Origin of the sequence: Nonomuraea helvata (genome assembly GCF_039535785.1) — a bacterium.
Lineage (GTDB): Bacteria > Actinomycetota > Actinomycetes > Streptosporangiales > Streptosporangiaceae > Nonomuraea > Nonomuraea helvata.
Window position 1 is genome coordinate 1031389 of sequence record NZ_BAAAXV010000008.1, and the last position, 26426, is coordinate 1057814.

A 26426-nucleotide genomic window follows, 5' to 3' on the forward strand; every position below is an offset into this window, starting at 1 on the left:
GACCAGCAGACAGCCGTCGGCAAGGCGTTGCTCGCCTTCGACCACGACGGCCGAGGCGTCGACAGGCATCCCGGGCTGTGCGGCGGGTGTGAACCGGCGGCTCAGAGGGCGCGCTCACCATGGGTGCGGGACACCCGCATGGCACCGGTGCCGGGCTGCACGCGCGGGACGCTGACCACGACGTGCACCACGCTCTCACCCTCCAGCGACTCGTACACGTGGGGACGGTCGCCCGGATAGCGCACGAAGTCGCCGGTGCCCAGCTCCACCGCGGAGTCGACCGGGCCCACCCGTACGCGGCCGCTGATGACGTACAGGTGCTCCAGCGTGCCCACCGGATGGGGAGCGGATGCCTCGGCCGGGCCGTCACCGGCCGCAGGGGCGATGCGCAGCAGATAGTTCTCGATCACGCCGGAGCCGTAGATGTGGTCGAGTGAGCGGGACTCATAACCGCCGTGCCGCTGCCACACCACCTCATCGCGGCGCTGCACCAGCATCACCTGCTCGCGCTCAGCAACCAGCCGGGTGACCGGCACACCCAGCGCGTCCGCGATGGAGAACAGCGTGTCCACCGTCGGATTGCCCACCCCCTGCTCGATCGTGGACAGGGTCTGTTTGGCCAGCCCCGCCTGCCTGGCGAGCTCGGCCAGTGACATGCCCCGCTGCTCTCTGAGCAGACGCATATTGCGCGCCACAACGGCGTTTCCCGACGACACGACACCACTGTAGGTGTAGTGCGCGCTCAAGGCATACCCGCGATCTTGTCCCCGTGCCTCGGGTCTCCAGGTATGCCACTCGTGAGCCGGCTCGCCCGCTGGGCGGCCACCGGCAGCGAGACCCTGAACCGGATCACGTTGCGCGATGCACCGGAGGGAGCTTCCCCCTGTGGCGGGCGCACATGCGGGAACGCCGCGGGAGCGCGTACGGTGCAGCGCATGAGTTATCGCGTCGCCATGGACATCGGCGGCACCTTCACCGACGTCGTGTGCTACGACGAGCGGAGCGGGGCCGTCACCGCCTCGAAGGCGCCCACCACTCCGGGAGACCTGGCCGAAGGCGTGTTCGCCGCGCTCGGCCGGGTCGTGGACAACCCCGCGGAGATCTCGTTCTTCGTGCACGGCACCACGCAGGGGCTCAACGCGCTGCTCGAGCGCAAGGGCGCCCGGGTGCTGCTGCTGGCGAGCCAGGGCGGCAGGGACGTCTACCAGATCGCCAGGGGCAACCGCGACCGCATGTTCGATCTGCGCTATCGCAAACCCGTGCCGCTCGTGCCGCGCCAGGACGTGATGGAGACGGGCGGCCGGCTGGACTACCGGGGACAGGAGCTCGTTCCCCTCGACGAGGAGGCGGTGCGGGCGGCGGCCCGGCGGGCGCGCGCGGAGGGGTTCGACGCGGTGGCCGTGTGCCTGTTGTTCTCCTACGCGAACCCGGCGCACGAGGTGCGGGCGGGCGAGATCCTGCGCGCGGAGCTGGGCGATGACGTGCTGGTCGTGCTCTCGCACGAGGTGGCGCGGGAGTGGCGGGAGTACGAGCGGACCTCGTCGGCGGTGCTGGAGGCGTACACCGGGCCTGTCGTGCGGCGCTACCTGGCCAGGATCGAGCGGCGCTTCGCCGAGCGGGGCCTGCCGGTGCCGGTGCACGTGATGCAGTCGTCGGGCGGGCTGGTCAACGCCTCGTACGCGATGCGCAGGCCGTTGCAGACACTGCTGTCCGGGCCGGTGGGCGGCACGATGGGCGGGGTGGCGGCGGGCAGGATGCTCGACAGGGGCAATGCCATCTGCGTCGACATGGGCGGCACGTCGTTCGACGTGTCGCTCGTGGTGAACGGGCGGCCCGACGTCAGCGCCGAGGCCCGCATCGAGGGCTACCCGGTGCTCATGCCGATCGTGAACCTGCACACCATCGGCGCGGGCGGCGGCTCGCTCGCCTACGCCGAGGCGGGCGCGCTGCGCGTGGGGCCCGAGTCCGCAGGGGCCGTGCCCGGACCGGCCTGTTACGGCAGGGGCGGCACACAGGCCACGGTGACCGACGCGAACGTGGTGCTCGGGCGGGTGGACCCGGCCTGGTTCGCGGGCGGGCTGATGACGCTGGACGTCGAGGCGGCGGGCACGGCGATCGCCACGCTGGCGGGCGAGCTGGACCTCGATCCGCTGCTGCTCGCCGAGGGGATCTGCGACGTGGCCAACGCCAAGATGGCGCAGGCGATCCGCACGCTGACGGTGGAGCACGGGATCGAACCCCGGGAGTTCGCGCTGGTGGCGTTCGGGGGCGCGGGGCCGATGCACGCCGCGTTCATCGCGCGGGAGCTGGGAATCTCCGAGGTGGTGGTGCCGCGCTTCCCCGGGGCGTTCTCGGCGTGGGGGATGCTGGAGGCCGACGTGCGCCGGGATCTGACGCATCCGTACTTCCGGCCGCAGGACGTGCTCGACGGCCCCGACATGGCGCGAAATTTCGCGACTTTGGGGGAGGAGGCCCTGGCGGCGCTCTCGTCCCAGGGCGTGCCGGAGGAGCGGCGCCGGGTCGAGCACGCCGTGGACATGCGCTACGAGGGGCAGGACTACACGCTCACCATCCCCCTCCGCGACGCGGCCGAGCCCGCCGACCCCGGCTTCCTCGAGACGATCGCGGCCCGCTACGCCGAGGCGCACACCAGCCGTTACGGGCACGCCACCCCGGAGGCGCCGGTGGAGTTCGTCATGCTGCGCAGCACCGGCTTCGGCTCGTTCCCGCGTACCGCCGCCGCCGTGCCGAAGGTCCCCGAGGAGCAGGCCGAGCACGTACGGGACGTGATCTTCGACGGGGTCGTGCACCGCACGCCCGTGCTGCGGCGCGCCGCCCTGGACGGCGAGCTGGCCGGGCCCGCGATCGTGGTCGAGGAGACCGCGACCACGGTCATCCCGCCCGGCTGCGTGGCCACCGTGGACCCCAACGGCTTCCTCATCGTGAAGGTGGACTCCCTGTGATCGACCCCGTCACCACCGAGATCATCCGCTGCGCCCTGCTCCAGGCGGCGGAGGACATGAACACCACCCTCATCCGCAGCTCCTACACCCCCGTCATCTACGAGGCCAAGGACTGCGCGGTCGCGCTGCTCGACCGCGACCACAACGTCCTGGGCCAGTCGTCCGGCCTGCCGATCTTCCTGGGCAACCTGGAGGTGTGCACCCGCGAGACCGAGCGCCTGTACGGGCGGGAGGTCTGGCAGGAGGGCGACGTGTGGGTGCTCAACGACTCCTACATCGGCGGCACCCACCTCAACGACGTCACGGTCTACGGGCCGATCTACGTGGACGGGGAGCTGGCGGGGTTCGCGGCGTCGCGGGCCCACTGGCTGGACGTCGGCTCCAAGGACCCCGGCGGCTCCATGGACTCGACGTCGATCTTCCAGGAGGGCCTGCGGATGGGCCCGGTGAAGGCGTACGCGGGCGGCGAGCCCTGCCGTGACCTGCACGAGCTGATCGCCCGCAACGTGCGTTTCCCGCACGCCACGCTCGGCGACCTGCGCGCCCAGGTGAGCTGCGCCATGACCGGGCAGCGGCGGCTGAAGGAGATCGTCTCCCGGTGGGGCCTGGAGACGGTGCTGGCGGCCCGCGACGAGATCTTCGCCCAGACCGAGCGCCTGGAGCGCGCCGCCATCGCGGCCATCCCCGATGGCGTCTACGAGGCGTCCGGCTACCTCGACAACGACGGCATCGACCTGGACACCCCCCTTCCCGTCAACGTCACGGTCGCGGTGTCGGGCGAGTCGATGCACATCGACCTGACCGACTGCGCCGGCCAGGCCACCGGCCCGGTCAACTGCGGCGCGGCCCAGGCCGTGGCCGCCGTCCGCGTCGGCTACAAGCTGCTGGTCTCGGGTGACGTGCCGCTCAACGGGGGCTCGTTCCGGCCGCTGTCGGTGGAGACGCGGCCCGGCTCGATGCTGGCCGCCGAGTCGCCCGCCGCCTGCCAGTACTACTACTCGCACCTGGGGCTCCTCATCGACCTGGTGGTCAAGGCGCTGGCGCCCGTGCTGCCGGACAAGGTGGCCGCGGCCTCGTACGGGGACTCGATGATCGTGCAGTTCACCGGCACGGACCCGCGTACCGGCAAGCTGTACGTCTCCCAGGAGGCCACGGTCGGCGGCTGGGGCGCCTGGGAGGGCGGCGACGGCGAGGACTGCCTGATCAACAACGTCAACGGCGCCCTGCGGGACATGCCCATCGAGGTGCTGGAGACCCTGTTCCCGGTGCGCGTGCGCCGCTACGAGGTTCGCCCGGGCACGGGCGGCGCGGGGCAGTGGCGGGGCGGGAACGGGGCGGTGCGCGAGTACGAGTTCTGCGGGGACACGTCGCTGTCGCTGTGGTTCGAGCGCTCGGTCACCCCGGCCTGGGGCCTGGCGGGCGGGGAGCCGGGCGCGCCGCCGCGCGTCACCCTCAACCCGGGCACCCCGGAGGCCCGCGAGGTGCTCAAGGTGAACGCCCTGCGGGTCACGGCCGGGGACGTGCTGCGCTGCGAGACGGGCGGGGGCGGCGGCTACGGCCCCGCCGGGCACCGCTCCCACTCAGCCACGGCCGCCGACCTGGCCCAGGGCATGATCACCTGCTGAGCCGGTCACCCGCGGTACCGGCGCTCTCCTCCGGCGCCGGTACGGCCGGGGGACCCTGCCCGCGCAGCCGGTCCATCTCCCGCCATTCGCGGCGCAGCCCGGTCAGGCTCGTGGTGAGCCCGTAGGCGACCCCGGACACCAGCAGGACGGGCGCCAGGCCGACCGCCGTCACGGCGGCCCCGCCCAGCAGCCCGCCCAGCGGGATGCCGGCCCAGGCCAGTGAGTCCTTCAGGGCGCTCACCCGGCCCAGCAGGTGGCGGGGCACTCGCTCGTACGAGATCGCGCCCAGGATCGGGTTCAGGAAGCCGCCGGCGAACCCGCACACCGCGAACACGGACACCATCGCCCACACCGGCACATCCGTGGCCAGTATGAGGAACTTCGGCGGCCCGGCGAGCAGGAACGCCACGAAGAACACCGGCCTGCGCCGCATCCGGTGCGCCACCATGGCGGCCACCAGGCTGCCCCCGACCGCGGTCAGCCCCATCACGCTGCTGTTCAGCCCGAGGACGGCGGGGCCGTGACCGGACTCCTTCGCCCACACGGGCGCGAGCACCTGGCTGAAGGCCGCGTCCAGCAGGTTCGTGAAGCCGACCATCACGATGATCGCGAGCAGCAGCGGCTCGCCGCGCAGGAACGCGAAGCCCTGGCCGAACCGCCGCCAGTACCCCTCCTGCTGCTCTCCTGACCCGGGGGCGCGGTGCCCCATGCCGCGCGGCAGGGCCGCGGCCACGACCGCCGAGCCGAGCGCGAAGCAGACCGCGCTGATGACCAGGCTGGCCAGCGGGCCGAGCAGCGCCACCATCGCACCGCCCAGCCCCGGACCCACCGTCGAGGCCAGCCGCTCCGTCACGCCCATCAGCCCGGTGGCCCGCTCCAGCGGCACCCGCCCGCGCTCGGCAGCCTCCGGGACCATGGTCTCCTTGGCCAGGTCCCCGGGTCCGCGGGCCGCGCCGATCACCGCGACGAGAGCGATGAGCGCGCCCAGCGGCAGCAGGTGGGCCGCGTGCAGCAGGACCACCGCGGCGGCGGCCGAGGCGCTCACGACGTCGCAGACCCACGAGATCCGGCGTGGTCCGGCCCGGTCGACGAGCGGCCCGGTCAGCGCCTTGACCAGCACGTACGGGGCCATCTCCGCGAACGCCACCACCCCCGTCAACGCGGCGCTCCCGGTGCTCGTATACACGAACCAGGGCAGCGCGATGGCCGACACGCGGGTCGCGGTCATCGACACGGTCATGGCCGCGAGCACCCCGGCCATCGGCCGTAAGGACCGGCGCGGCTCCGTCACGACTCCTCCGGATCGTCCAGTTCGGGCAGCACCTGCGGCATCAGGTAGACCCGGACCGCGTCCGGCGGCGCCTCCTCGCCGTCGCGCCGGTAGCGTGCGACGAGCTCGCTCAGGTCCTCCCGCAGCTGTCCCGCCTCCTCCAGGGTGAGGCGGAACGCGTAGGAGCTGAGGTCGAGGACGCGCCGCCACGGCTCCGGCATGGTCTGCATCTCGTTGAGCGCCTGCTGCGTGCGCAGGTTGTAGAGCGCGGCGATGGACTGCATGTACGCCAGCACCGCCTCGGGCTCACGCTCGGACAGCCCGCCCTCGTCGATGAGGCGCGTCGTCCGGTGGACCGAGCGCCACCAGCGCTCCCGCGCGTTGCCGCGCTCGGTGTCCTCCTCGACGAACCCGGCGGCGGCGAGCCGGCGCAGGTGATAGCTGGCCGTCCCCGAGTTCACCCCCAGGCGCTCGGCCAGGCGGGTGGCGGTGGACGGACCGTGCTTGCGCAGCAGGTCCACGAGCTGCACCCGTACGGGATGGGCGAGGGCCCGCAGGCCCTTGGCGTCGAGGACGACCACGTTCTCAGGGGATGGCGTCATGACGGCAAGCCTAAACCGCAAACACTTCTTCGCAAACAGTTCTTCGCGAAGAAGTGTTTGCGGTTTTCGCGCCCGAAAAGAGATCAACAACCGCCCGCCGCCCGGACAGAATGATCACCGCGGGGACGCTCGGGGGGTGCCGCGTCTCCGGGGACATCGTTCTGACGGAAGGACCGACAGTGCGTCATTCACCGACCCGCCTGCTCGCCGGCGGCGCCGCTCTCGCCATGGCCGTCACGGGGGCCGCCATCCTGATGCCGACGGCGCCCGCCGCGGCCTCGAGAGTCGAGGCGGCCTGCGCCAACGCCGCCGCCGACGCCCAGACGCTGCAGGCCGCGATCGACTCCTCCAAGGAGGGCGACGAGGTCGTCATCAAGGGCCCGTGCCTGATCAACGCCACGATCAGCCTGCCGGACCGGCGTACGTACCGGGGCGACGCCAAGGCCGGGGCGGTGCTCAGGCAGGCCGACGGCGCCAACCTGCCCGCGGTGCTCGCCTCCGAGGGATGGGTGAAGAACACCGAGTACAGCGGCGACACGATCCGCGTCGAGAGGCTCACGATCGACGGCAACCGGGACCACAACACCGGCACCGTGGGGCTGCTGCTGCGCTCGTGGAACACCCGCGTGTACGACGTGGACATCTACGGCACGCCCTCCGACGGCATCCGCATCAGCAACCCGTCGCAGAACGGCACGCTGCTGAAGAACACCATGGTCAACAGCGTCATCAGCGACGTCTACATCGAGGGCGCCGCCGAGGCGGGGCTGCGGGTCGTCGACCCCGGCAACTCCGTCACCGACTGGACGCTGCAGCGCTCCTGGATCGGCTTCAGCGGCACGCACGCCATCCAGAGCGACAACGCGGCCGGTTGGACACTCAGCGACCTGCACCTGTACGCGACGCCGAAGAACGCCATCGACGCCCACCGCTGCTTCGGCACCTCGATCCAGAACAACTACATCGAGGACTTCGGCGCCGAGAGCACGGCGAACCAGACGTACTACGGCATCCGCTGCGACCTGCAGGGCGAGGCGAACACGACGATCACCGCCAACCGGATCCACAAGTTCCTGCCGCCGCCGGACGCCCTGGCGACGCTGCGCAAGGAACTGGGCAAGGCCCGGCGGGAGGGCTCGGCGCCGCCGGAGCGCACGCTGACCACGGCCGGGCCGCTGCCGCCTGACGTGAACTTCGTCTACCTCGCGCTGGACGCGGTCAACTACGGCATCGGCCACGCGGCGATCACCGGCAACACCATCCTGGGCCACGGCACCAAGCGTGAGACGGGCATCCTGCTCACCAAGGGCGACGGGGCAGGCGAGTCGATGTCCGTCGCCTCCAACGGCAACCTGATCGACGGCATCGGGGTGCCCCGCAGGATCGGGCACGGGGTGAAGGTCACCAGGGGCTACTGAAGGACCTCGCGCAGCAGCTTGGGGCCGGCGGGGCGGCTACGCCACTCCCTCGGGTAGCCGAGCGACACCTCCTCGAAACGCACGCCGTCGTACCAGGTGACGCGGGGGATGTGGAGATGGCCGTAGATCACGGCGGCGGTCGGGTGGCGCGTGTGCCAGTCTCCGGTGGCCGTCGTGCCGCACCACTGGGCGAACTCCGGGTGGCGCAGGATGTCGGTCGGCTCGCGGACCAGGGGATAGTGGTTCACGAAGACCAGCGGCACGTCGTCGAGCCCGGCCAGCCGCCGCTCGGTCGCCTCCACCCTGGCCCGGCACCACGCCTCACGGCTCGGGTACGGGTCGGGGTGCAGGAGGTACTCGTCGGTGCAGACGATGCCGGTGCTGTGGGCGTACGCGAGCGCGCTCTCCTTGGTGTGGTGGCCGGGCGGTCGGAAGGTGTAGTCGTAGAGCAGGAAGAGCGGCACGATCCGGACCGGCCCGCCCGCCCCCTCCCACACGGGGTAGTCGTCCTCCGGGGTGAGCACGCCGAGGTCCCCGCACATGCCGACCAGGTGCTCGTAGCGGGCGGCGCCGCGCAGGTCCGGCGAGTCGTCCGGCGGGGTCCACAGCTCGTGGTTGCCCGGCACCCACACGACCCGCTCGAACCGGCCCGCCAGCAGCCCCAGCGCCCAGGCGATGTCCGCCAGCCGCTCGCCGACGTCGCCCGCGACCAGCAGCCAGTCGCCGGGACTGACCGGTTTCAGCTCCTCCACGATGGCCCGGTTCTCCGCGTAGCCGACGTGCAGGTCGCTGATGGCCAGCAATCTGCTCCCGCCTTGTCCGGTCAACGGGCGTACCTCCTTCGCGCGTGACTACGAGCATGCCACGCGGCAGGCGGGCCTCACAGGACGCGGGCGGTGCTCTCGCCGCCGCCGCGGCCCAATACGCTGGCGGATGTGCCCGCGCCGTACCTCACCCTCGCCACCGTCGTCGAGCACGAGACGGAGGCCAAGCGCTCGCGCTTCATCTGCGCCTTGGCGCCCGCGCGCAGCGTCGAGGAGGCGGTCGCGTTCATCGGCGAGCGGCGGCGGAAGCATCCCGGCGCGAACCACAACTGCACCGCCTACGTCATCGGCGAGCGGATCCAGAAGGGCGACGACGACGGCGAGCCGGGCGGCACCGCGGGCACGCCGATGGTGCAGGCCCTGGTGGGCAGGGGGTTCAGCGACGTGGTCGCCGTGGTGACCCGCTATTTCGGCGGCACCCTGCTGGGGGCGGGCGGCCTGGTGCGCGCGTACGGCTCCGCCGTGACCGAGACCCTCGACCGGGCCGAACCGGTGCGGATGGTGCCGGCCAGGCTCGTACGCGTCGCGGTGGCGCACGACCAGGCCGGGCGGGTGGAGAACGACCTGCGGGCCTCCCGCCACCCGGTGCGCGACGTGACGTACGCGGGCGAGGTCACCTTCGCCGTCGCGGTGGGCGCGGACGAGGTGGCGTCGTTCGCCGACTGGGTGGCCACGCTGACGGCCGGCCGGGCCCGCGTGGACGTGGGCGAGGAGATCCACGTCCCCGACTGATCATCCAATGCCGGGAAGTTAGGGCTTGCCGATCAACACCCGCACCCTCGGCCGCCGGGACAGGCGGGCGATCAGCTCGCCGATCTGTGTCTCCCGTCCGGTGAAGTCGGTCAGTGATGGTCATGTCCCTTTTCTACTATTCGGCGGACCGAGGAACGGTGATGCTTGCCGCATGACCGTAGTGATCGCCTTGTTGAAGGCCAAGCCCGACTGCGTCGATGAGGTGGAACAGCGCCTGCGTGACCTGCAGCGACGCACCCGTGACGAACCCGGGGCACTGGAGTACGCGGTGCACCGGCGGGACAGTGGTGGTTTCCTGCTCTACGAGAGATATGTCGACCAGGCTGCCTGTGACGCCCATTTCGCCGCCCCGTACGTGACGGAATTCCTCCACGAGACCGAACGGTGGCTGGAAGAAGCCCCGCGGGTCGAGTTCGGTCACGTGCTCGTCTCCTTCCAGCCCGTCTAGCCCGAGGAGAGTGGACATGCACGCGAAAGCATTAGGCAGCCAGGGTCTGCGGGTTTCGCCGCTGGGACTCGGTTGCATGGGCCTGACCTTCGGATACGGGCCGGTGGACCGGGCGCGGGCGGTGGCGACCGTCGAACGGGCACTGGAACTGGGCGTCACCTTCTTCGACACGTCCGACCACTTCCGGCGCGTCAGCCCCCGTTTCAAGGGCGAGAACCTGCACCGCAACCGGCAGCTGGTCGAACCCATCCTGACGATCGCTCGCGAACGTGGTGCCACACCGGCACAGGTGGCCCTCGCCTGGATACTCGCCTCGGTGCCCGAAGCTGTGCCGATCCCCGGCACGACCCGGCCCGGGCGCGTCGAGGAGAACGTCGGCAGCCTGGACGTGACGCTGACCGATTCGGACAAGCGCACGCTGGACCAGTCGTTTCCAGCTGGTGCGGCGGCCGGCACGCGATGGCCCTCGGCGATGATGGCGCTACTCGAAGGGTGACCCGCCGCGCCGGCTGAGGCTCGGGTAATAGAAGTGCGGCACCGAGCCCGCGAGGAGCTCGGTCGGCCGGGCTCCGGTAAGCCGCCGCACGTCCTTGATGTAGTGGCTCTGGTCGTAGTACCCGGCGGAGAGCGCGACTGCGAGATGCGCCTGCGACTCGGACAGCAGCAGTGTGCGGACCACCCGTTGGAACCTGGCCAGTTGCTGGAACTCCTTGGGTGGCACGCCCACTGTCGTGAGGAACCCGCGCCGCAGGTGCCGGGCACTCAGGCCGACGCCGGGCCCGATCTGGTTCACCCGGGCCGTGGCCGGGTCGCGGTATATTCGGGCGACCGCGGCGGCGACGCGCCGATCGGGTGGCGCCGCGCTGTCCAGCGTTCGAACCAGGACCGACTCGATTCGAGCCGCCCGCTCGGCCAGCGTACCGCCGGCCCGCACGGCTGCGACGAGCCGATCGGCTGCCGCGCCGAAGACATCCGCGGCCGCGACGGCCTGGTCGGCGATGACGGTCGTGGGCACGGGACACAGCGCGGCGAGAGCCCCGGCACGGAGGCGTACGGCGGTGAACGCCACCGGCCCGGCCGCCGCCAGCCGCCAGCGTGTCCGGCGCAGACACAGCAGATGGGCCTCGGGCAACCGGTACGGCCCTGACGCCGTGTGCGCCACGATGCCGGCGCCGCGCTGGATCACCAGTTCGGCGCCGGTGCCGGGGAACACCGTCGGCAACTCCTCGGCCCGCCCCTCCCAGGACCAGATCCGATCCACATATGGGGCCAAGGCGGCGCTCACCCCCACGAACCGCCTGCGCACGACGGTCAGGATACGCCCGAGACGATGTCAGGTTGACGGGTCGAGTGGACGGCGGGCCGTCGAGTCCCTCGGCGACGCCCTCGAGCTCGCCCATCGGGTCGTCGCCTGGGATTCGGCGAGATCCACGGCGGCCCGCGACTTCCGCCGCGCCACCGCCAGTCCGAGGTCCACGTCAACGCGGCCATGAACGTCGACCTCACCACGGCGGAGATCTCGGCGCCCCTACCGGATTTCTCAAGGCCGACAACGTCCTGATCCGCCCTAACGCCATCCGGGGCACCATCGAGTCCCAAGTGGACGACCGCTACCTCACCCTGGGCCCGCTGCCCTAGCATCGATCGTCACCAGGTGCCGGGCAGCTCGTGCATGCCGTAGACGGCGGCGTCGTCCTTGAACGCGAGCTCGTCCGGGCCACCACGACCGACGGTATCTCCACCCGGGTCGGCGGAACCGCCGTCATCCGAACCTGCTAGGCGACCTCGCCCGTCGTTCGCGGAATGTCCGAAGTGCTCTGCCAGAGTGACCAGGGCTCAGCCAGTCCAGAGGGCGGTGGCGGTTCCCCGGGCAAGGTGGTCCTCGTACGTGCGGACCTTGCCGTCGATCAGGGCCAGGCAGGCGGTCAGTTGGTTGATCTGATCATCGACCCGGCGCCGGTGCGTGCGCAACAGTTCGAGCCGCTCGGCCTCGTTGCCGGAGCCCTCGCGGACCAGTCCGGCGAACCGTCGGATCTGCTCCAGCGGCATGCCGGTCGCGCGGAACTTCGTGCAGACCTCGAGCCAGTCCAGGTCGTGCTGGCCGTAGAGGCGCCGGCCGCCCGCGTCGCGGCGAACCTCGGTGTGGAAAAGGCCCTCGCGCTCGTACAGTCGTAGCGTGTGCACACTCAACCCCGTGCGCGCCGCCACTTCGCCGATGGTGAGTTCCATGCGGGCAGTCTACGCGGGTTGACCTAGACCTCGGTCTAGCAGTTAGCGTCCGCGGCATGCCACAGTTCGACACCTCCACCACTGCTGACGACGTCCTCGCCGGGGTGGACCTGACCGGCCGGCTAGCGATCGTCACGGGCGGCGCCTCCGGCATCGGCCTGGCCACCACGCAAGCGCTAGCCCGCGCTGGCGCCACCGTCGTCGCCGCCGTCCGCGACCCGGCGGCCGCCCGGCTCAGCGACGTCGAGGTCCGCCGGCTCGACCTCGCGGACCTCGACCAGGTCGCCGAGTTCGCGGCAGCGTTCACCACCGTCGACATCCTCATCGCCAACGCGGGCGTCATGGCCTGCCCCGAGACGCGGGTCGGGTCGGGCTGGGAGCTGCAGTTCGCGGTCAACCACTTGGGGCACTTCGCACTCGTGCACCACCTGTGGCCGGCGCTGCGCCGCGCCGCGGCCGCCCGGGTCGTCGTGGTCTCCTCCGGCCTCAGTCCCGACGGCCCGATCCGCTGGGATGACCTGTTCTTTGCCACCGACGCGTACGACCGCTGGTCCGCCTACGCCCAGTCGAAGGCCGCCAACGCCCTGTTCGCCGCCCATCTCGATGTGCTGGGTCGACCACACGGCATCCGCGCGAGCTCGGTGCACCCCGGTGCCATCCTGACCCCGCTGCAGCGCCACCTCACCCACGACGAGATGCGTGCTGCCGGCTGGATCGACGAGCACGGCCGCCCGGCCGACTACTTCAAGACCCCCGCGCAGGGCGCCGCGACCCAGGTGTGGGCCGCCGTGACGGAGGACCTTGGCGGCGTGCACTGCGCCGACTGCGCGGTCACTCCATTTCGCGCCAACCCAGCCGACGCCGCCCGCCTATGGGCCATGTCGGCGACTCTGACCGGCCTGCCCGCCTCGATCGAGTGATGCGAGGCCCGTCGGCCGTTGCGGTCCGGCGCAGTGCCGAGCGCACCCAGTTGGTCACCCGCGCACGGCCGACGCGTTGCCGCGGTGCGCGGATGCTGCCTGCTTGACCATAGCGGCAGCGCGGGCCGCCGCCGTGCGCGGCTCTGCCCGGGGACCGCAGGAGGCAATCACTGACCAAGAACGATGATGGGATCACGGCGTGAAGCTTCTGCCACGGTGCAACCGGCCTGCCCGGGGCCGGAAGACCATCCCACCCCGGAAGGTCGCGTTGGCCGTCGCCGGTCTGCTGATCGCGTCACTGCTGGCCGGTGCCGGTGCGATGGTGACCATCGTCGCCGTGGCCGTTGTCTCGACGGACCCGGTCGTCTTCCTAACCGCGGGCCTCGCGGTCGCCGGGCTGCTGTCCTGGGTCACCGTGCGGGTGCTCGTCCTCCGGCGGCTGCCGTCCCGGTACCGTTCCCTGACCCTGCCGGTGACCGTACTCGTGACGGCCGCTGTCGCGGCCGCGTTGCTGGTGCCCCTACCTGACGTTCGGCTGCCAGAAACCAGCGTCGCGGATACCCGGTACTGGAGCCTTCCTGGCGGGTCGCGACTGGCCTATGTGCACACTCCTGGGAAGGCACCGCACCGCACCACACCGGTCGTCGTGCTCCACGGGGGCCCCGGCATTCCCGACATGCCAGGGCTGAGCCGCTTCTTCCAGCCGCTGGCGGAGTTGGGTTACGACGTCTACGTCTACGACGAACTCGGCGCCGGTCGCTCCGCTCGAAGTGAGAACCCACGAGCGTACGGCATCGAGCGCGACGTCGCCGATCTCGAGGAGGTACGCCACGCCATCGGTGCCGAGAGAATGGTCCTCATCGGTCACTCATACGGTGGCGCCCTCGCAGCCCACTACTTGGCCGCGTATCCCACCCGGGTCGCGAGTCTGGTGCTCAGCTCACCCGGCCCGCTGGACCCGGCCGACACCAGCGGAAACGAGGCTACCTCGCGCCTTCCGCTGAACCGTCGCCTCGGTACCTATGCCGCCGCCTTGCAGCCGCGCGCGTTGCTCGCCTACGCGCTGCTGCAGGTGAACCCGGCGGCCGCGTACGCGTACTTCCCAGACACCGAAGCGGATGCCCGCAACGACACGATCCTGCACCTCGCCGACGCAGGCCTGCATTGCACCCGGACGCAATGGCAGCCGATGACCCACGGGTCCGGCTTCTACGCGCAGCAGTATCCGCAGCTCGCCACGGCACCGACAGCGCCCGACGTCCGCCGCGACCTCGCGGGCAATCCGACCCCGGTGCTTCTCCTCAAGGGCCGTTGCGACTACCTTTCGTGGCACGCGGCTGTCGACTACCGGCAGGTTCTGCCCCACACCGTCTTGCTGTACCTCACCGGCGCCGGGCACAACACCTACCAGGATCAGCCCAGCGTAGTGCTCGCCGCCGTACGCGGCTTCCTCGCCGGTGGTCCAATGCCGCTGAACCCCTATCCCAGCGACGAACCGCCCCCGGACTACCAACGATGACTCCACCACTGGCAGTGATGATGGAGGTGCGTGTCTCCCGGCAGTGTTGGGTTGATGGTCACGGCCCCGGCATCGTCGCCGCCGTCGCGGCGCCCGTCTTGCCGGTGCTGGCCTGAGCTCAGACGCCCTCGCGCCGGGTTTGCGTTCGAGCGCGCTCAAAGCCCAAGCGTCGTCGCCATGACGACACAGACCCGGATCATCACTGGCGCGTCCCGCGGGTTCGGGCGCGCACTGGCGGAGTCGGCGCTGGAGGCGGGCGACAACGTGGTGGCGGCGGTGCGCCGGCCCGACAGTGTGGCCGACCTGCGGGCCACCCATCCGGACACCTGCCTGATCACGAAGTTCGACGCCCGAGCCGTCGCCGCGGCCTCGGATCTTGTGCAGGAGACCCTCGACCGCTTCGGTCAGCTGGACGTTCTCGTCAACAACGCGGGGCGAGCCGTGGTCGGCGCGGTCGAGGAGGTCGGCGACGCGCAGTTGCGGTGCCGCCAGGAAGGCGACCCGGCGCGAGCGGCCGAGATCATCGTGTCCCTCGTGCACGGTGAGGAGGTGCCGCTGCGGCTGCCGCTCGGGCGCGAGGCGGTCGAACGTATCTCGGGCGTGTACCGGCGAGGCCTGGAGGATGTCGAGCGGTGGGCCGAGACCGCCCGCAGCACCACATCACGCTCGTCGAAGCCGGGAAGCACACGGTGCCCGAGCGGCTCGACATGCTGATCGAACATCGCGACACCATCCGCCGGCGGATCCGTGAGCTGGCCCTTTCCCTCACGGCGGTCGAGTACCGCGGCATTGCCTGATCATCCCTCCAGGGCGTACTGCATCACCCGGAACTTGGCCTGGGCCTCGGCCAGCTCGGCGGCCGGGTCGGAGTCGCCCATGATGCCGCCGCCCGCGAACAGGCGGGCGCGGCGGCCCTGGATGAGCCCCGAGCGCAGCGCGATGCCCCACTCGCCGTCGCCGTGGGCGTCGATCCACCCGACGGGGCCGGCGTACCCGGCCCGGTCCATGCCCTCCAGCTCCCGGATGACCTCGATCGCGGTGCGGGTCGGGGTGCCGCCGACGGCGGCCGTGGGGTGCATGGCCGCGACCACGTCCAGGACGGAGGCCCCGTCGGCCAGCCGCCCGCTGACGTGGCTGGCCAGGTGCTGCACGTTGGGCAGCACCAGCAGCTCCGGCTCGTCGGGCGTCTCCAGCAGGGAGCAGAGCGGGGCGAGGGTCTGGCGGACCGAGGCGATCGCGCACTCGTGCTCGTGGCGGTCCTTGGCCGAGGCGAGCAGCGCGGCGCCGCGCGCGAAGTCGTCGGCCGGGCCGGTGCCGCGGGCGGTGGTGCCGGCCAGCACGAGCGACTCGATCTCCTGGCCCGTACGCCGGATGAGCAGCTCGGGCGTCGCCCCGACGAGCCCGGCGACGGAGAAGGTGTAGCACTCGGGATAGCGCCGGGCCAGCCGCGTGAGCAGCAGCCGCACGTCGATGGGCCGCTCGGCGGTCGCGACCAGGTCGCGGGCCAGCACGACCTTCTCCAGCTCGCCTTCACGGATGCGCTTGGCGGCCCTGGCCACGACCTCCTCCCACTCCGGCGCGGTCAGGCTGCCGTCGCCGTAGCGGATGCGGCCGGGGTCGCGGACGGGGGAGAACGTCTCCAGCGGCGCGTCGCCGATCGTGGTGAGCCAGGCGTGGCCGCCGCGGCGGGCCAGCACGGCGCGCGGGACGACCAGGACGGAGCCGTGGGCGTCCTCGTCGAAGGTGAAGCTGCCGAAGGCGACCGGGCCGGAGCCGGGTGTGCGCACGGCGTCGTCCACGTGGGCGTCGCCGAACACCGTGGCCAGCCACTGGCGGGCCCAGGCGAACCTGCCGGGGCCAGGGGGCACGGTCACCCGTGCGGCCTGTCCCCAGCCGACGAGGCCCTCACCGTTCCTGACCCAGGCGTAGGGCGCCGTCCTGGGCAGAGATGCCAGCAGGTCGCCCGGGTCACCTACGGGGGTGGTGCGAACCGGTAGCGGGCGGGTTGTTCCGAGCGCGACACTCACCCAAGACACTCTATGCGGGAACTGAACACGTTCGACTCGGACCCCCGTGAATGCAAGGTTACGGACAATGAACCCGGAAAAACCCGGGCGCCGGACCCGAATTGGCCTCGACCTGATCGCGTCCGGCCTGTCAAGCGGCGATATGAAGTCGGTCCTGAAATCACAGACCTTGCCGGAACGCCATAGCCGGTCGATGATCCACTTCCTACCTTGGGTCCATGATCCGTCGCCTGGGCTCCGTGCTCGCCGCAGTGATTCTCGTCTCGTCCACCGGTCCGGCCCAGGCCGCGACGGGTGAAGCCGTGCCCGCGGTCATGGCCGCGCTCGGCGACTCGATCTCCACCGGCTTCAACGCCTGCGGCCTGTACATCTCCTGCACCGCGCGCTCGTGGTCGACCGGCGACTACCAGCAGGTGGCCAGCCACTACCTGCGCCTGTCCAAAATGTCTGGAACGCTCCAGAAGCACAACCTCAACTTCGCCGCCCCCGGCTCGACCAGCGCCGACCTGCTGGGTCAGGTCCGCAAGGCGGTCGAGGCCAAGGCCGACTACGTGACGATCCTCGTGGGCGCCCAGGACGCGTGCACCCGCACCGAGCAGACCATGACGCCCGTCGCGACGTACCGGCAGCGGCTGGACACGGCGCTGGCCGAGCTGCGCGCCGGGCTTCCCGCGGTCAGGGTGTTCATCGCCAGCATCCCCGACCTGCGGCGGCTGTGGAAGGTCGGCAAGGCCAGCGCGCTCGCGCGGACGTTCTGGACGGTGGGCCGCATCTGCCAGACCATGCTCGCCAGGCCCGACTCGGCCAAGCAGGCCGACGTCCAGCGCCGCGACCGGGTGCGGGCGCGGGTGATGGCCTACAACCACGAGGCGGCCGAGGCGTGCGCCGCCTTCGGCCCCGCCTGCCACACCGACGGCGGGGCCGTGTTCTCGTTCCCGTTCACGCTCGACCACGTCAGCAAATGGGACTACTTCCACCCGAACACGGCCGGGCAGCAGATCGTGGCGAAGCTCACGTTCGAGCACGGCTTCACCTGGCTCGACCCCCGCTAACGGCACTGGTCGAGCATCATCTTCTTGTCGGCCGTCCGGACGGGCACGTCGTACTTGAGTGCGACCTGCGCGAAGCGGGTGACGTACGCGCAGCGGATGAGCCGCTGCGGCGGCAGCCAGCTCGCCGGCCCCGAGGCGTCCTTCTGCTCGTTGGCCTCCCCGTCCACGGGCAGCAGGTTCAGCGGGTCGTTGGCGAAGTCCAGCCGCTTGGACATCGGCCAGCGCGGCGCGCCCATGCGCCAGGCGTAGTTCAGCGGCACCACGTGGTCGACCTGCACCTCGTCGGCATGGGCCTTGCGCCAGTAGATGGTCCTGCCGGTGTAGGGGTCGGTCAGCTCCATGGAGACGACCTCGCAGCTGGAGCCCGCCCGGTACTTCACGTTCTGGCCGTCGCGGGCCAGCAGGTCGTCGCGGGTGCGGCAGCCGTTGCGCGCGTACGGCACGCCGATCGCGCTGTCGGCCCAGTTCTCGCCGTACCGGGTGCGTTCGTACCCGGTGTTGGGGCCTAAGCCCTTCACGCGCAGGCGCTTGATGAGGGCGCGTGCTCTGGCCTTGTCGGCGTCGGAGATGATGGGTGCCAGACCGGGCAGCGTGCCGCTGGCGTTGCCGAGGGGGCTCGCCGCGGTGGCCGGATGGGTCTTGGTAGTGCCGACGAAGGAAACGACGATGATGGCTCCCGCTAGAAGGGCAATGGCGTCCTTCGTGCTCAAGCAGGCCTCCGCGCATCCAAGGTTGTCTAGAGAAATTCCCGGCATCGAGTGTTTTGACACGGGGAGGGTTGTGTGACTGATCGTCCGATCGATCCGGACGTCGATCTCCACGTCCCGGCGCAGCGTACCGAGCTGCACTGGCCCGTGCTCGCGGCGATCGCGGCGGGTGGCGCGCTGGGCGCGCTGGCGCGCTACGGCCTGCAGTCGGCGCTGCCCGCCGGGCCGGCGGACTTCCCGTGGGCGACCTTCCTGGTCAACGTGTCGGGCTGCCTGCTGATCGGGGTGCTGATGGTGGTGATCACGGAGGTGCGGCAGGCGCACCGGCTCGTGCGGCCGTTCCTGGGGGTGGGGGTGCTGGGCGGGTACACGACCTTCTCGACGTACGCGGTCGATGTCCAGCGCGTGGTCGCGGCGGGTGCGCCGCTGACGGGCCTGGTCTACCTGGCGGCCACGATGGCCGCGGCGCTCGTGGCCGTGACCGCGGGCATGTGGCTGACCAGGCGGATCGCCGGGAAACCGGCGGGGGTGCGATGAGGGTGCCGACGGCCGTCGTGGGGGGCGTGCGATGACGGTGCTGCTGATCGTTCTGGGCGCGGCGGTCGGGGCGCCGTTGCGTTATCTGGCCGACCGGGCGGTGCAGGCGCGGCACGACACGGTGTTCCCGTGGGGGACGCTGGCGGTGAACGTGTGCGGGTCGGCGCTGCTCGGCTTCCTGGCCGCGCTGCCCGCGGGAGGCGGGCTCATGGCGCTGGCGGGCACCGGGTTCTGCGGGGCGCTGACCACGTACTCGACGCTCGGGTACGAGACGGTGCGGCTGATGGAGGAGGGCGCGCGCTTCCACGCGGTGGCCAACGCCGCCGCCAGCGTGGTGGCCGGGCTCGGCGCGGCCTACTGCGGCGCGGCCCTGGCCCAGGCGATCTGAAAATCGCTGGCCTCCGCCGGTGAGCGGTGGCACCATGGGCCGCGCATCCGCCCGCCGACGACAGGAGCATGAGATGCGGTGCCTCGGAATCTCCCAGCGCCCCATTGGCACGAGAGTTCCCGAGGGCTCCATCACTCATGCACCTTCTGAACATCGGCATCCTCGCGCACGTAGACGCGGGCAAGACCAGCCTGACTGAGCGGCTGCTGTTCGAGACCGGCGTCATCGACCGGCTCGGCAGCGTCGACGAGGGCAGCACACAGACCGACAGCGGCGAGATCGAGCGCCGTCGCGGCATCACCATCCGGGCGGCCGTCGCCTCCTTCACCCATCCAGGCACCCTGGGCGACCTGCGGGTCAACCTGGTGGACACACCCGGCCACAGCGACTTCGTGGCCGAGGTGGAGCGCGCGCTCGGCGTGCTCGACGGCGCCGTGCTGGTGCTGTCGGCCGTCGAGGGCGTCCAGCCACATACCCGGGTCCTCATGAAGACCCTGCGCAAGCTGCGTCTGCCCACGTTGATCTTCGTGAACAAGATCGACCGGGCCGGGGCGAGGGAGCGGGAGCTGCTGGCCGACATCCGGCGGCGGCTCTCGCCGTACAGCGTCGCCCTCAACACCGTGCGGCGGATCGGCTCCAAGGCGGCCACCACCGCCGAGATCGCCTCCCCCGAGGAGGCGGCCGAGGTGCTCGCCGAGCGGGACGACGGGCTGCTGGAGCTGCTCGTCGAGGGCAAGACGCCCGACTTCGGCCAGGTACGCGCGGCGCTGGTGCGGCAGTGCGCCGCAGGGGAGGCGTACCCGGTGCTGTTCGGCTCGGCGCTGACCGGGCAGGGCGTCGCCGAGCTGCTCGACGGCATCCACCTGCTGCCGGCCGTGCGCCGGCCCGACGCGGACCCGGGGGAGGCGGCGCGGGCGTCGGTGTTCGCGATCGAGCGGGCGCCGTCCGGCGAGAAGGCCGCCTACCTGCGGGTACGCGCGGGAGCGCTCCGAGCGCGCGAGCACCTGACCTTCCACCGGGGGACGGAGACCTACGAGGGGCGGCTGACCGCGCTGGCCGTCGCGGGCGCGCCCGAACGGCGCCACGCGGTGGCGGGGGACATCGTGAAGGTCTGGGGCGTGCCCGAGATCCGCGTCGGCGACCATGTGGGTGAGCCGCCGGGTGTTCATCAGGCCCATTTCACGCCGCCCAGCCTGGAGACCGTCGTACGGCCCAGCGTGCCGGGCCAGGAGCCTCGCCTGCACGCCGCCCTGCTCGCGCTGGCCGAGCAGGACCCGCTCATCGGCACCCGCACGCTGGCCGGCGGCGAGACCTCGGTCCTGCTCTACGGGGAGGTGCAGAAGGAGGTCATCGGCGAGACCCTGGCCAGGGACTTCGGTGTCGAGGCGGTCTTCGAGCCGAGCCGTCCCGTCTACTTCGAACGCCCGTCGAGCGCCGCGGAGGCCGTCCAGGAGATCCAGCGCCACGGCCGCAACGAGTTCGTGGCCACCGTCGGCCTGCGCGTCGAACCGGGTCCGAAAGGCTCCGGCGTCGGCTACCGGCTGGAGGTCGATCTCGGGTCGCTGCCGCTGGCGTTCCACCGGGCGATCGAGGAGAGCGTGCGCCTGGCACTGCGCGAGGGCCCGCACGGCTGGCCGGTCACCGACGTCGTGGTCACGCTGACCAGGACCGGATATGACTCTCCCGTCACGGTCGCGGCCGACTTCCGCGGCCGCACGCCGATCGTGCTCATGCGCGCGCTGCGCCTGGCGGGCACGACCGTGTACGAGCCGTGCCACCGCTTCGAACTGGAGGTGCCGCCGGAGGCGTTCAGCGCGGTCAGTGCCGGGCTCGCGGCGCTGGGCGGCGAGGTACGCGACGCCCGGCACCGCGACGACACCTGGCTGCTGGAGGGCGAGATCCCGGCGGCCTCGGTGCACGAGTTCGAGCGGCGGTTGCCGGGGCTGTCGCGCGGCGAGGGGGTGTGGTGGTCCGCTCCTGCCGGGGATCGGCCCACCCCGTAGGCGGTATGTCGGGTTTCGGCGATAGATGGGTATTAAGGGGCACAGTGCACCATTCGGGGGGCACACGTCCGTACAGGGGGGATTCCCATGGCAGACACGAAGAAGAAACCCGCCGCTAAGTCCGGCAAGTCCAAGAAGCAGGCCATCAAGACCAGTAGGCAGGCGAAGGAGACCAAGAGGGAGTCGACGACGCGGAAGACGTCCACGGACGAGGAATGACCCCTCCCGCCTGCCCGGCCGGACGGCTGGGCAGTGGCGGCGACTCGTCTGACCTGAGTGACATGATCTGACAGCCGGGGGCTACGCGCTCCCGGCTGTCGATTCGATCGTGGAGCTGCCCTCATGTCGGCCTACCTGCGCTTCCCCGCTGTCTTCCAGGACGTGGTCGTCTTCGCCGCCGAGGACGACCTGTGGATGGTGTCCGCCCAGGGAGGGCGGGCCTTCCGGTTGACCGCCGGGCTCGCCGAGGCGGGCTATCCACGCATCTCGCCGCGCGGCGACCGGCTCGCGTTCGTCGGGCGCGAGGAGGGCCCGGAAGAGGTGTACGTCATGCCGTCCGGAGGCGGCGCGGCCCGCCGGGTCACCTTCCACGGAGCCCGCTGCACGGTCACCGGCTGGGACCCCGAAGGGCGCATCCTCTACGCCAGCGACGCCGCCCAGCCGTTCGAGGGCCGCAAATGGCTGCACCGTGTCGCGCCGGGCGGTGTCCCGGAGCGGCTCCCGTACGGACCGGCGAACTCGATCGCGTACGGACCCGAAGGCATGATCGTGCTCGGCCGCAACACCGCCGACCCCGCGCGGTGGAAGCGCTACCGCGGCGGCACGGTCGGCGACCTGTGGATCGACCCGCGCGGCGACGGCGAGTTCCGCCGGCTGATCAGGCTGCCGGGAAACCTGGCCTCGCCCTGCTGGAGCGGCGGCCGGGTGTGCTTCATCTCCGACCACGAGGGCGTCGGCAACGTCTACTCGTGCACCCCCGACGGCCAGGACCTGCGCAAGCACACCCACCACGACGACTACTACGCGCGCAACCTGTCCGGCGACGGGCACCGGCTGGTCTACCACGCGGGCGCCGACCTCTACCTGCTCGAGCCCGGTGAGCCGGCGCGCCGGCTGGACGTGCTGCTGGCCAGCTCCAGGACGCAGCGCAACCGCAGGTTCGTCGATCCCGCCGACTACCTCGACAGCGCCACGCTCAGCCCCGACGGCAGCGCGCTGGCCGTCACCGCGCGCGGCAAGGCGTACGCGATGGCCGACTGGGAGGGGCCCGTGCAGCAGTACGGCTCGCCCGACGGCGTCCGCTACCGGTTCCTGACCTGGCTCAACGACGGCGCCCGGCTCATCGCGGCGGCCAGCGACGACGGCGACGAGGAGCGCCTGGTCATCCTCGAGGGCCACGAGGGCGGGGGCGGCACGGAGGTGGCCAGGCTGGGCCGGGTCCACGCGCTCGTCCCCGACCCGGCGCACGACCGGGTGGCCGTCGTCAACCACCGTCACGAGCTGCACCTGCTCGACCTGGCCACCGGACGGTCGGACCTGGTCGAGGCCAACCCGCACGGCGCGCCGGAGGACCCGGCCTGGTCGCACGACGGGCGGTGGCTGGCCTACACGAGCCCGCTCAGCCCCCAGTCCAGCGCGATCAAGCTGCACCACCCCGAGTCGGGGCGGACGGTGCAGGCCACGGAGCCGGTGCTGAAGGACTCGATGCCGGCGTTCGACCCGGAGGGCCGCTACCTCTACTTCATCGGCCAGCGGACCTTCTCGCCCGTCTACGACCAGCTCCAGTTCGACCTGGGCTTCCCGCTCGGCACCCGCCCGTACGCGGTGGCGCTGCGCACGGACGCGCCCGACCCGTTCGTGCCGGTCCAGCGGCCCCTGGGGGAGAAGGACGAGGACGACTCCGACGAGGAGGAGCCGCTGCACGTGGACCTGGACGGGCTGGCCCGGCGCGTCACCGCGTTCCCGCTGCCCGAGGGGCGCTATGAGCGGGTGGCCGGGCTCAAGGGCAAGGTGCTGATTCTCACCAGCCCGCTCGAGGGCGAGAACTCGCTGCATCTGTACGACTTCACCAAGGGCAAGAACGAGCATTTCGCCGACGGCGTCACCGACTTCGAGCTGGGCCGCGACCACAAGACCCTGCTCTACCGCGCGGGCTCCAGGCTGCGCGTGGTCAAGGCGGGCGAGGCGCCCGGCGACGAGGAGGCTCCGGGGCGCGAGAGCGGCTGGATCGACCTGTCACGGATCAAGGTGTCGGTCTGCCCGGAGGCGGAGTGGCGGCAGATGTTCCGCGAGGCGTGGCGGCTGCAGCTGGAGAACTTCTGGACCGAGGACATGGCGGGCGTCGACTGGCCGGCCGTCTACGACCGTTACCGGCCCCTGGTGGAGCGGGTCACGACCCGCGGCGAGTTCTCCGACCTGCTGTGGGAGCTGCACGGAGAGCTCGCCACGAGCCACGCCTACGAGAGCGGCGGCGAATACCGTCCAGGCCCCGACTACAGCCAGGGCAAGCTGGGCGTCGACTGGGACTACCGCGACGGCGTCTACCACATCCGCTCCATCGTGACCGGTGACCCGTGGGATCCCCAGGCGACCTCGCCGCTGAACCGGCTCGGTCTCGACGTCCGTACGGGCGACGCGGTACTCGCCATCAACGGCGCGCCCATCGGAACGGCCGCCACCCCCAACGAGCGCCTGGTCAACCAGGCCGGCGAGGAGGTCGAGCTGACGCTGCGCCGGGAGGAGCGGGTGTTCACGGTCACCGTGCGCACGCTCGCCGACGAGCAGCCGGCCCGCTACCGCGACTGGGTGAACCTCAACCGCGCCAAGTGCCACCGGCGCTCCGGCGGGCGCGTGGGCTACCTGCACGTGCCCGACATGGGGGCCGAGGGGTTCGGGGAGTTCCACCGGGGGTTCCTGGCCGAGTACGGTCGCCAGGCGCTCATCGTGGACGTGCGCTTCAACGGCGGCGGCCACGTCTCGGCGCTGCTGCTGGAGAAGCTGGCCAGGCGGCGGCTCGGGTACGACTACCCGCGCTGGGGCGACCCGGAGCCGTACCCGCCGGAGTCGCCGCGCGGGCCGCTGGTGGCGATCACCAACGAGTGGGCGGGCTCCGACGGCGACATCTTCAGCCACACCTTCAAGGTGCTGAAGCTGGGCCCGCTGGTCGGCAGGCGCACCTGGGGCGGCGTCATCGGCATCTGGCCGCGCCACCAGCTCGCCGACGGCACGGTGACGACGCAGCCGGAGTTCTCCTTCGCCTTCGACGACGTCGGCTGGCAGGTCGAGAACTACGGCACCGATCCCGACATCGAGGTCGACATCACCCCGCAGGATTACGCCAGAGGCGTGGACACGCAGCTCGAGCGGGCCATCGACGTCGCGCTCGACCTGCTGGCCGAGCAGCCGCCGCATACTCCTGATCCCCGGCATAGGCCACGCATGCAACCTTAGGGACATTGCAAGCGTCTAAAGATCATAGGTGGGGTTAGCACATAGGGGATGAACAAGTGCACTCTGCCGAAGCGGGACAATAGGCCGGTGGTGGGGCTCCTTGCCGCCGGCCATCTGTGTTGGGACTTCTTCCGGCGATAAAAGGGGAATTGTCAGGTGCGCGCTCTCGCACGCAAGGGAAAGTCGGCCATGCGCCGGCTATATCGGGGGTACAACCGGCGCAAGGCGCAGAACGCGCCCCCGCCGTCCACCGGGCAGGTCCGCATCCTGCTCCTGCACGCCTACGGGATGGGCGGGACGATCAGGACCGTGTTCAACCTGGCCAGCTATCTGGCCAGGGAGCACGACGTCGAGATCGTGAGCATCTTGAAGGAGGCCGAGGAGCCCTTCTTCCCCATCGACCCGCGGGTGAAGTTCCGCTTCATCGACGACCGGCTCAACCCCAGTCCCGACCCGCTGCGCGCGATGCTGTCGAAGATGCCGAGCCGGCTCATCCCCAAGGACGAGACCGCGTACCACCGTTTCAACCTGTGGACCGACCTCAAGCTGGCCCGCTACATCCGCTCGCTCGACACCGGCGTGCTGATGGCCACCCGCCCGGGACTCAACCTGGTGATGGCCCAGCTGGCGCAGCCGGGCGTCATCACGATCGGGCAGGAGCACGTGGCGCTGCGCACCCAGGCCGAGTCGATGCAGGAGCTCATCAAGTGGCGCTACCGCCGCCTCGACGCCCTGGTCACGCTCACCAAGGCCGACCTGCGCGACTACCGCCAGACGCTGCCGAAGAAGCCGCGCAAGCTGGCCCGCATCCCCAACGCGGTGCCGCCGATGAACGGTGACGTGTCCAAACTGGACGCCAAGGTCGCCGTCGCGGTCGGCAGGATGACCCGCATCAAGGGCTTCCACCGCCTCATCACCGCCTGGGAGACGGTCGCCGCCGCCCACCCCGACTGGAAGCTGCGCATCTACGGCGCCGGGCCCCAGGAGGAGAACCTCGCCCAGCAGATCAGGGAGGCGGGGTTGGAGGACAAGGTCGAGCTGCCCGGGCCCACCTCCGACGTGGGGGCGGAGCTGGAGAAGGCGTCGATCTTCGTGCTGAGCTCCCGGCACGAGGGCTTCCCGATGACGATCCTGGAGGCCATGGGCAAGGGGCTGGCGATCGTCAGCTTCAACAGCCCGCACGGGCCCAAGGAGATGATCACGCACGAGGTCGACGGGCTGCTGGTCAAGCCGCGTACCAATGCCAACCTGGCGGAGTCGATCATCCGGGTGATCGAGGACGAGCAGCTGCGGCGCAGCCTGGCGGCGGGGGCGCTGGAGACGGCGCGTACGTACGACGTGGATGCGGTCGGGGAGCAGTGGGACGCGCTGCTGGCGGAGCTGCTGGCCCGGCGCGACGGCACGTACGTCCGCCCGGAGCGCCCGGCCACCGAGCCGTCGCCTGACGGCGCTGCTTCCGCCGGACCGGACGGTGGCGCCGCCCGCGCGCCGGGACAGGATGGCGCCGCCACCTCCTCACCGGGACAGGACGGCGCCGCCATTTCCGGGCCGGGACAGGACGGCGCCGCCGCCTCCGCGCCGGGATCGGGTGAGGCCGCGGTGGCCGTGCCGGGACGGAGTGGGCAGCCGGGCCCGGCTCGTCCGTCCGACGCCCCGTCCCCGTCCCCGTGACCTGCACCGGCGCCTCAGCA

24 protein-coding genes are annotated in these 26426 nt (G+C 71.3%); 16 read left to right on the forward strand and 8 right to left on the reverse strand.

Going from position 1 to position 26426, the window contains the following annotated elements; genetic code table 11:
• Nucleotides 1-101: 101 nt before the first annotated feature.
• Nucleotides 102-683: a helix-turn-helix domain-containing protein gene (locus tag ABD830_RS32280; RefSeq protein WP_344995809.1), complete on the reverse strand. Its 582-nt coding sequence runs from the start codon at nucleotides 681-683 to the stop codon at nucleotides 102-104.
• Between the two features lie 252 nt (nucleotides 684-935).
• Between ABD830_RS32280 and ABD830_RS32285 the strand changes: the two genes are divergently transcribed.
• Both ABD830_RS32285 and ABD830_RS32290 read left to right on the forward strand, forming a co-directional pair.
• Nucleotides 936-2963 carry a hydantoinase/oxoprolinase family protein gene (locus ABD830_RS32285; protein WP_344995812.1) on the forward strand — a complete coding sequence of 676 codons (2028 nt, stop codon included), beginning with the start codon at nucleotides 936-938 and terminating at the stop codon, nucleotides 2961-2963.
• Nucleotides 2960-4588: a hydantoinase B/oxoprolinase family protein gene (locus ABD830_RS32290; RefSeq protein WP_344995815.1), complete on the forward strand. Its 1629-nt coding sequence runs from the start codon at nucleotides 2960-2962 to the stop codon at nucleotides 4586-4588. Before ABD830_RS32285 ends, ABD830_RS32290 begins: the two co-directional genes overlap by 4 nt.
• Here ABD830_RS32290 and ABD830_RS32295 read toward each other — a convergent pair.
• Entirely contained in the window at nucleotides 4578-5879 is a 1302-nt protein-coding gene (locus tag ABD830_RS32295; RefSeq protein ID WP_344995818.1) for an MFS transporter, read from the reverse strand. The two genes, ABD830_RS32290 and ABD830_RS32295, sit on opposite strands and share 11 nt — an antisense overlap.
• Complete coding sequence (locus ABD830_RS32300; RefSeq protein ID WP_344995820.1) at nucleotides 5876-6460, reverse strand: ArsR/SmtB family transcription factor; 585 nt, start codon at nucleotides 6458-6460, stop codon at nucleotides 5876-5878. The genes ABD830_RS32295 and ABD830_RS32300 overlap by 4 nt, the downstream gene beginning before the upstream one ends.
• Nucleotides 6461-6639: 179 nt before the next feature.
• Between ABD830_RS32300 and ABD830_RS32305 the strand changes: the two genes are divergently transcribed.
• Nucleotides 6640-7878, forward strand: a complete 1239-nt coding sequence (locus tag ABD830_RS32305; protein WP_344995823.1) for a right-handed parallel beta-helix repeat-containing protein — start codon at nucleotides 6640-6642, stop codon at nucleotides 7876-7878.
• On the opposite strand, the gene ABD830_RS32310 is transcribed toward ABD830_RS32305, so the two are convergent.
• On the reverse strand, nucleotides 7872-8705 hold the full coding sequence (locus ABD830_RS32310; protein WP_344995826.1) for a metallophosphoesterase family protein: 834 nt from the start codon (nucleotides 8703-8705) through the stop codon (nucleotides 7872-7874). The genes ABD830_RS32305 and ABD830_RS32310 overlap by 7 nt on opposite strands.
• Before the next feature lie 108 nt (nucleotides 8706-8813).
• On the opposite strand from ABD830_RS32310, the gene ABD830_RS32315 reads away from it, so the two are divergent.
• The 3 genes from ABD830_RS32315 to ABD830_RS32325 all read left to right on the forward strand — a co-directional run bounded on the left by ABD830_RS32315 (nucleotide 8814) and on the right by ABD830_RS32325 (nucleotide 10399).
• Complete coding sequence (locus ABD830_RS32315) at nucleotides 8814-9434, forward strand: YigZ family protein (protein ID WP_344995829.1); 621 nt, start codon at nucleotides 8814-8816, stop codon at nucleotides 9432-9434.
• A 172-nt stretch (nucleotides 9435-9606) separates the two neighbouring features.
• Nucleotides 9607-9903, forward strand: a complete 297-nt coding sequence (locus ABD830_RS32320; protein ID WP_344995832.1) for a putative quinol monooxygenase — start codon at nucleotides 9607-9609, stop codon at nucleotides 9901-9903.
• A 16-nt stretch (nucleotides 9904-9919) separates the two neighbouring features.
• Complete coding sequence (locus tag ABD830_RS32325; protein ID WP_344995835.1) at nucleotides 9920-10399, forward strand: aldo/keto reductase; 480 nt, start codon at nucleotides 9920-9922, stop codon at nucleotides 10397-10399.
• Here ABD830_RS32325 and ABD830_RS32330 read toward each other — a convergent pair.
• Both ABD830_RS32330 and ABD830_RS32335 read right to left on the reverse strand, forming a co-directional pair.
• The gene (locus tag ABD830_RS32330; RefSeq protein ID WP_344995838.1) at nucleotides 10385-11209 is read right to left on the reverse strand and encodes a helix-turn-helix domain-containing protein; all 825 of its coding nucleotides are present in this window, start codon (nucleotides 11207-11209) and stop codon (nucleotides 10385-10387) included. The two genes, ABD830_RS32325 and ABD830_RS32330, sit on opposite strands and share 15 nt — an antisense overlap.
• Before the next feature lie 530 nt (nucleotides 11210-11739).
• Nucleotides 11740-12132: a MerR family transcriptional regulator gene (locus ABD830_RS32335; protein WP_344995842.1), complete on the reverse strand. Its 393-nt coding sequence runs from the start codon at nucleotides 12130-12132 to the stop codon at nucleotides 11740-11742.
• A gap of 56 nt (nucleotides 12133-12188) precedes the next feature.
• Here ABD830_RS32335 and ABD830_RS32340 point away from each other — a divergent pair, with 56 nt between their 5' ends.
• From ABD830_RS32340 to ABD830_RS32350, 3 genes are all read left to right on the forward strand, one after another.
• On the forward strand, nucleotides 12189-13052 hold the full coding sequence (locus tag ABD830_RS32340) for an SDR family NAD(P)-dependent oxidoreductase (RefSeq protein WP_344995845.1): 864 nt from the start codon (nucleotides 12189-12191) through the stop codon (nucleotides 13050-13052).
• Between the two features lie 268 nt (nucleotides 13053-13320).
• Nucleotides 13321-14571, forward strand: coding sequence for an alpha/beta fold hydrolase (locus ABD830_RS32345; RefSeq protein ID WP_344995848.1), 1251 nt, complete (start codon nucleotides 13321-13323; stop codon nucleotides 14569-14571).
• Nucleotides 14572-14748: 177 nt separating this feature from the next.
• On the forward strand, nucleotides 14749-15285 hold the full coding sequence (locus ABD830_RS32350; protein WP_344995851.1) for an SDR family NAD(P)-dependent oxidoreductase: 537 nt from the start codon (nucleotides 14749-14751) through the stop codon (nucleotides 15283-15285).
• A gap of 83 nt (nucleotides 15286-15368) precedes the next feature.
• Here ABD830_RS32350 and ABD830_RS32355 read toward each other — a convergent pair whose 3' ends face one another.
• Nucleotides 15369-16598, reverse strand: coding sequence for an isochorismate synthase (locus tag ABD830_RS32355; RefSeq protein ID WP_344995854.1), 1230 nt, complete (start codon nucleotides 16596-16598; stop codon nucleotides 15369-15371).
• 218 nt (nucleotides 16599-16816) lie between these two features.
• On the opposite strand from ABD830_RS32355, the gene ABD830_RS32360 reads away from it, so the two are divergent.
• The gene (locus tag ABD830_RS32360; RefSeq protein ID WP_344995856.1) at nucleotides 16817-17650 is read left to right on the forward strand and encodes an SGNH/GDSL hydrolase family protein; all 834 of its coding nucleotides are present in this window, start codon (nucleotides 16817-16819) and stop codon (nucleotides 17648-17650) included.
• Here ABD830_RS32360 and ABD830_RS32365 read toward each other — a convergent pair.
• Nucleotides 17647-18360, reverse strand: a complete 714-nt coding sequence (locus ABD830_RS32365) for an HNH endonuclease family protein (protein ID WP_344995858.1) — start codon at nucleotides 18358-18360, stop codon at nucleotides 17647-17649. The genes ABD830_RS32360 and ABD830_RS32365 overlap by 4 nt on opposite strands.
• A 72-nt stretch (nucleotides 18361-18432) precedes the next feature.
• On the opposite strand from ABD830_RS32365, the gene crcB reads away from it, so the two are divergent.
• The 6 genes from crcB to ABD830_RS32395 all read left to right on the forward strand — a co-directional run bounded on the left by crcB (nucleotide 18433) and on the right by ABD830_RS32395 (nucleotide 26406).
• Nucleotides 18433-18894 carry a fluoride efflux transporter CrcB gene (crcB, locus tag ABD830_RS32370; protein ID WP_344995860.1) on the forward strand — a complete coding sequence of 154 codons (462 nt, stop codon included), beginning with the start codon at nucleotides 18433-18435 and terminating at the stop codon, nucleotides 18892-18894.
• Nucleotides 18895-18925: 31 nt separating this feature from the next.
• Nucleotides 18926-19282: a fluoride efflux transporter FluC gene (locus ABD830_RS32375; RefSeq protein ID WP_344995864.1), complete on the forward strand. Its 357-nt coding sequence runs from the start codon at nucleotides 18926-18928 to the stop codon at nucleotides 19280-19282.
• Between the two features lie 137 nt (nucleotides 19283-19419).
• The gene (locus tag ABD830_RS32380) at nucleotides 19420-21285 is read left to right on the forward strand and encodes a GTP-binding protein (protein WP_344995866.1); all 1866 of its coding nucleotides are present in this window, start codon (nucleotides 19420-19422) and stop codon (nucleotides 21283-21285) included.
• Between the two features lie 87 nt (nucleotides 21286-21372).
• The gene (locus ABD830_RS32385; protein WP_344995869.1) at nucleotides 21373-21504 is read left to right on the forward strand and encodes a hypothetical protein; all 132 of its coding nucleotides are present in this window, start codon (nucleotides 21373-21375) and stop codon (nucleotides 21502-21504) included.
• A 123-nt stretch (nucleotides 21505-21627) separates the two neighbouring features.
• Nucleotides 21628-24735: a S41 family peptidase gene (locus tag ABD830_RS32390; protein WP_344995872.1), complete on the forward strand. Its 3108-nt coding sequence runs from the start codon at nucleotides 21628-21630 to the stop codon at nucleotides 24733-24735.
• A 156-nt stretch (nucleotides 24736-24891) separates the two neighbouring features.
• A complete protein-coding gene (locus tag ABD830_RS32395; RefSeq protein ID WP_344995875.1) occupies nucleotides 24892-26406 on the forward strand; it encodes a glycosyltransferase family 4 protein in 1515 nt (504 codons plus the stop codon).
• Nucleotides 26407-26426: the final 20 nt, after the last annotated feature.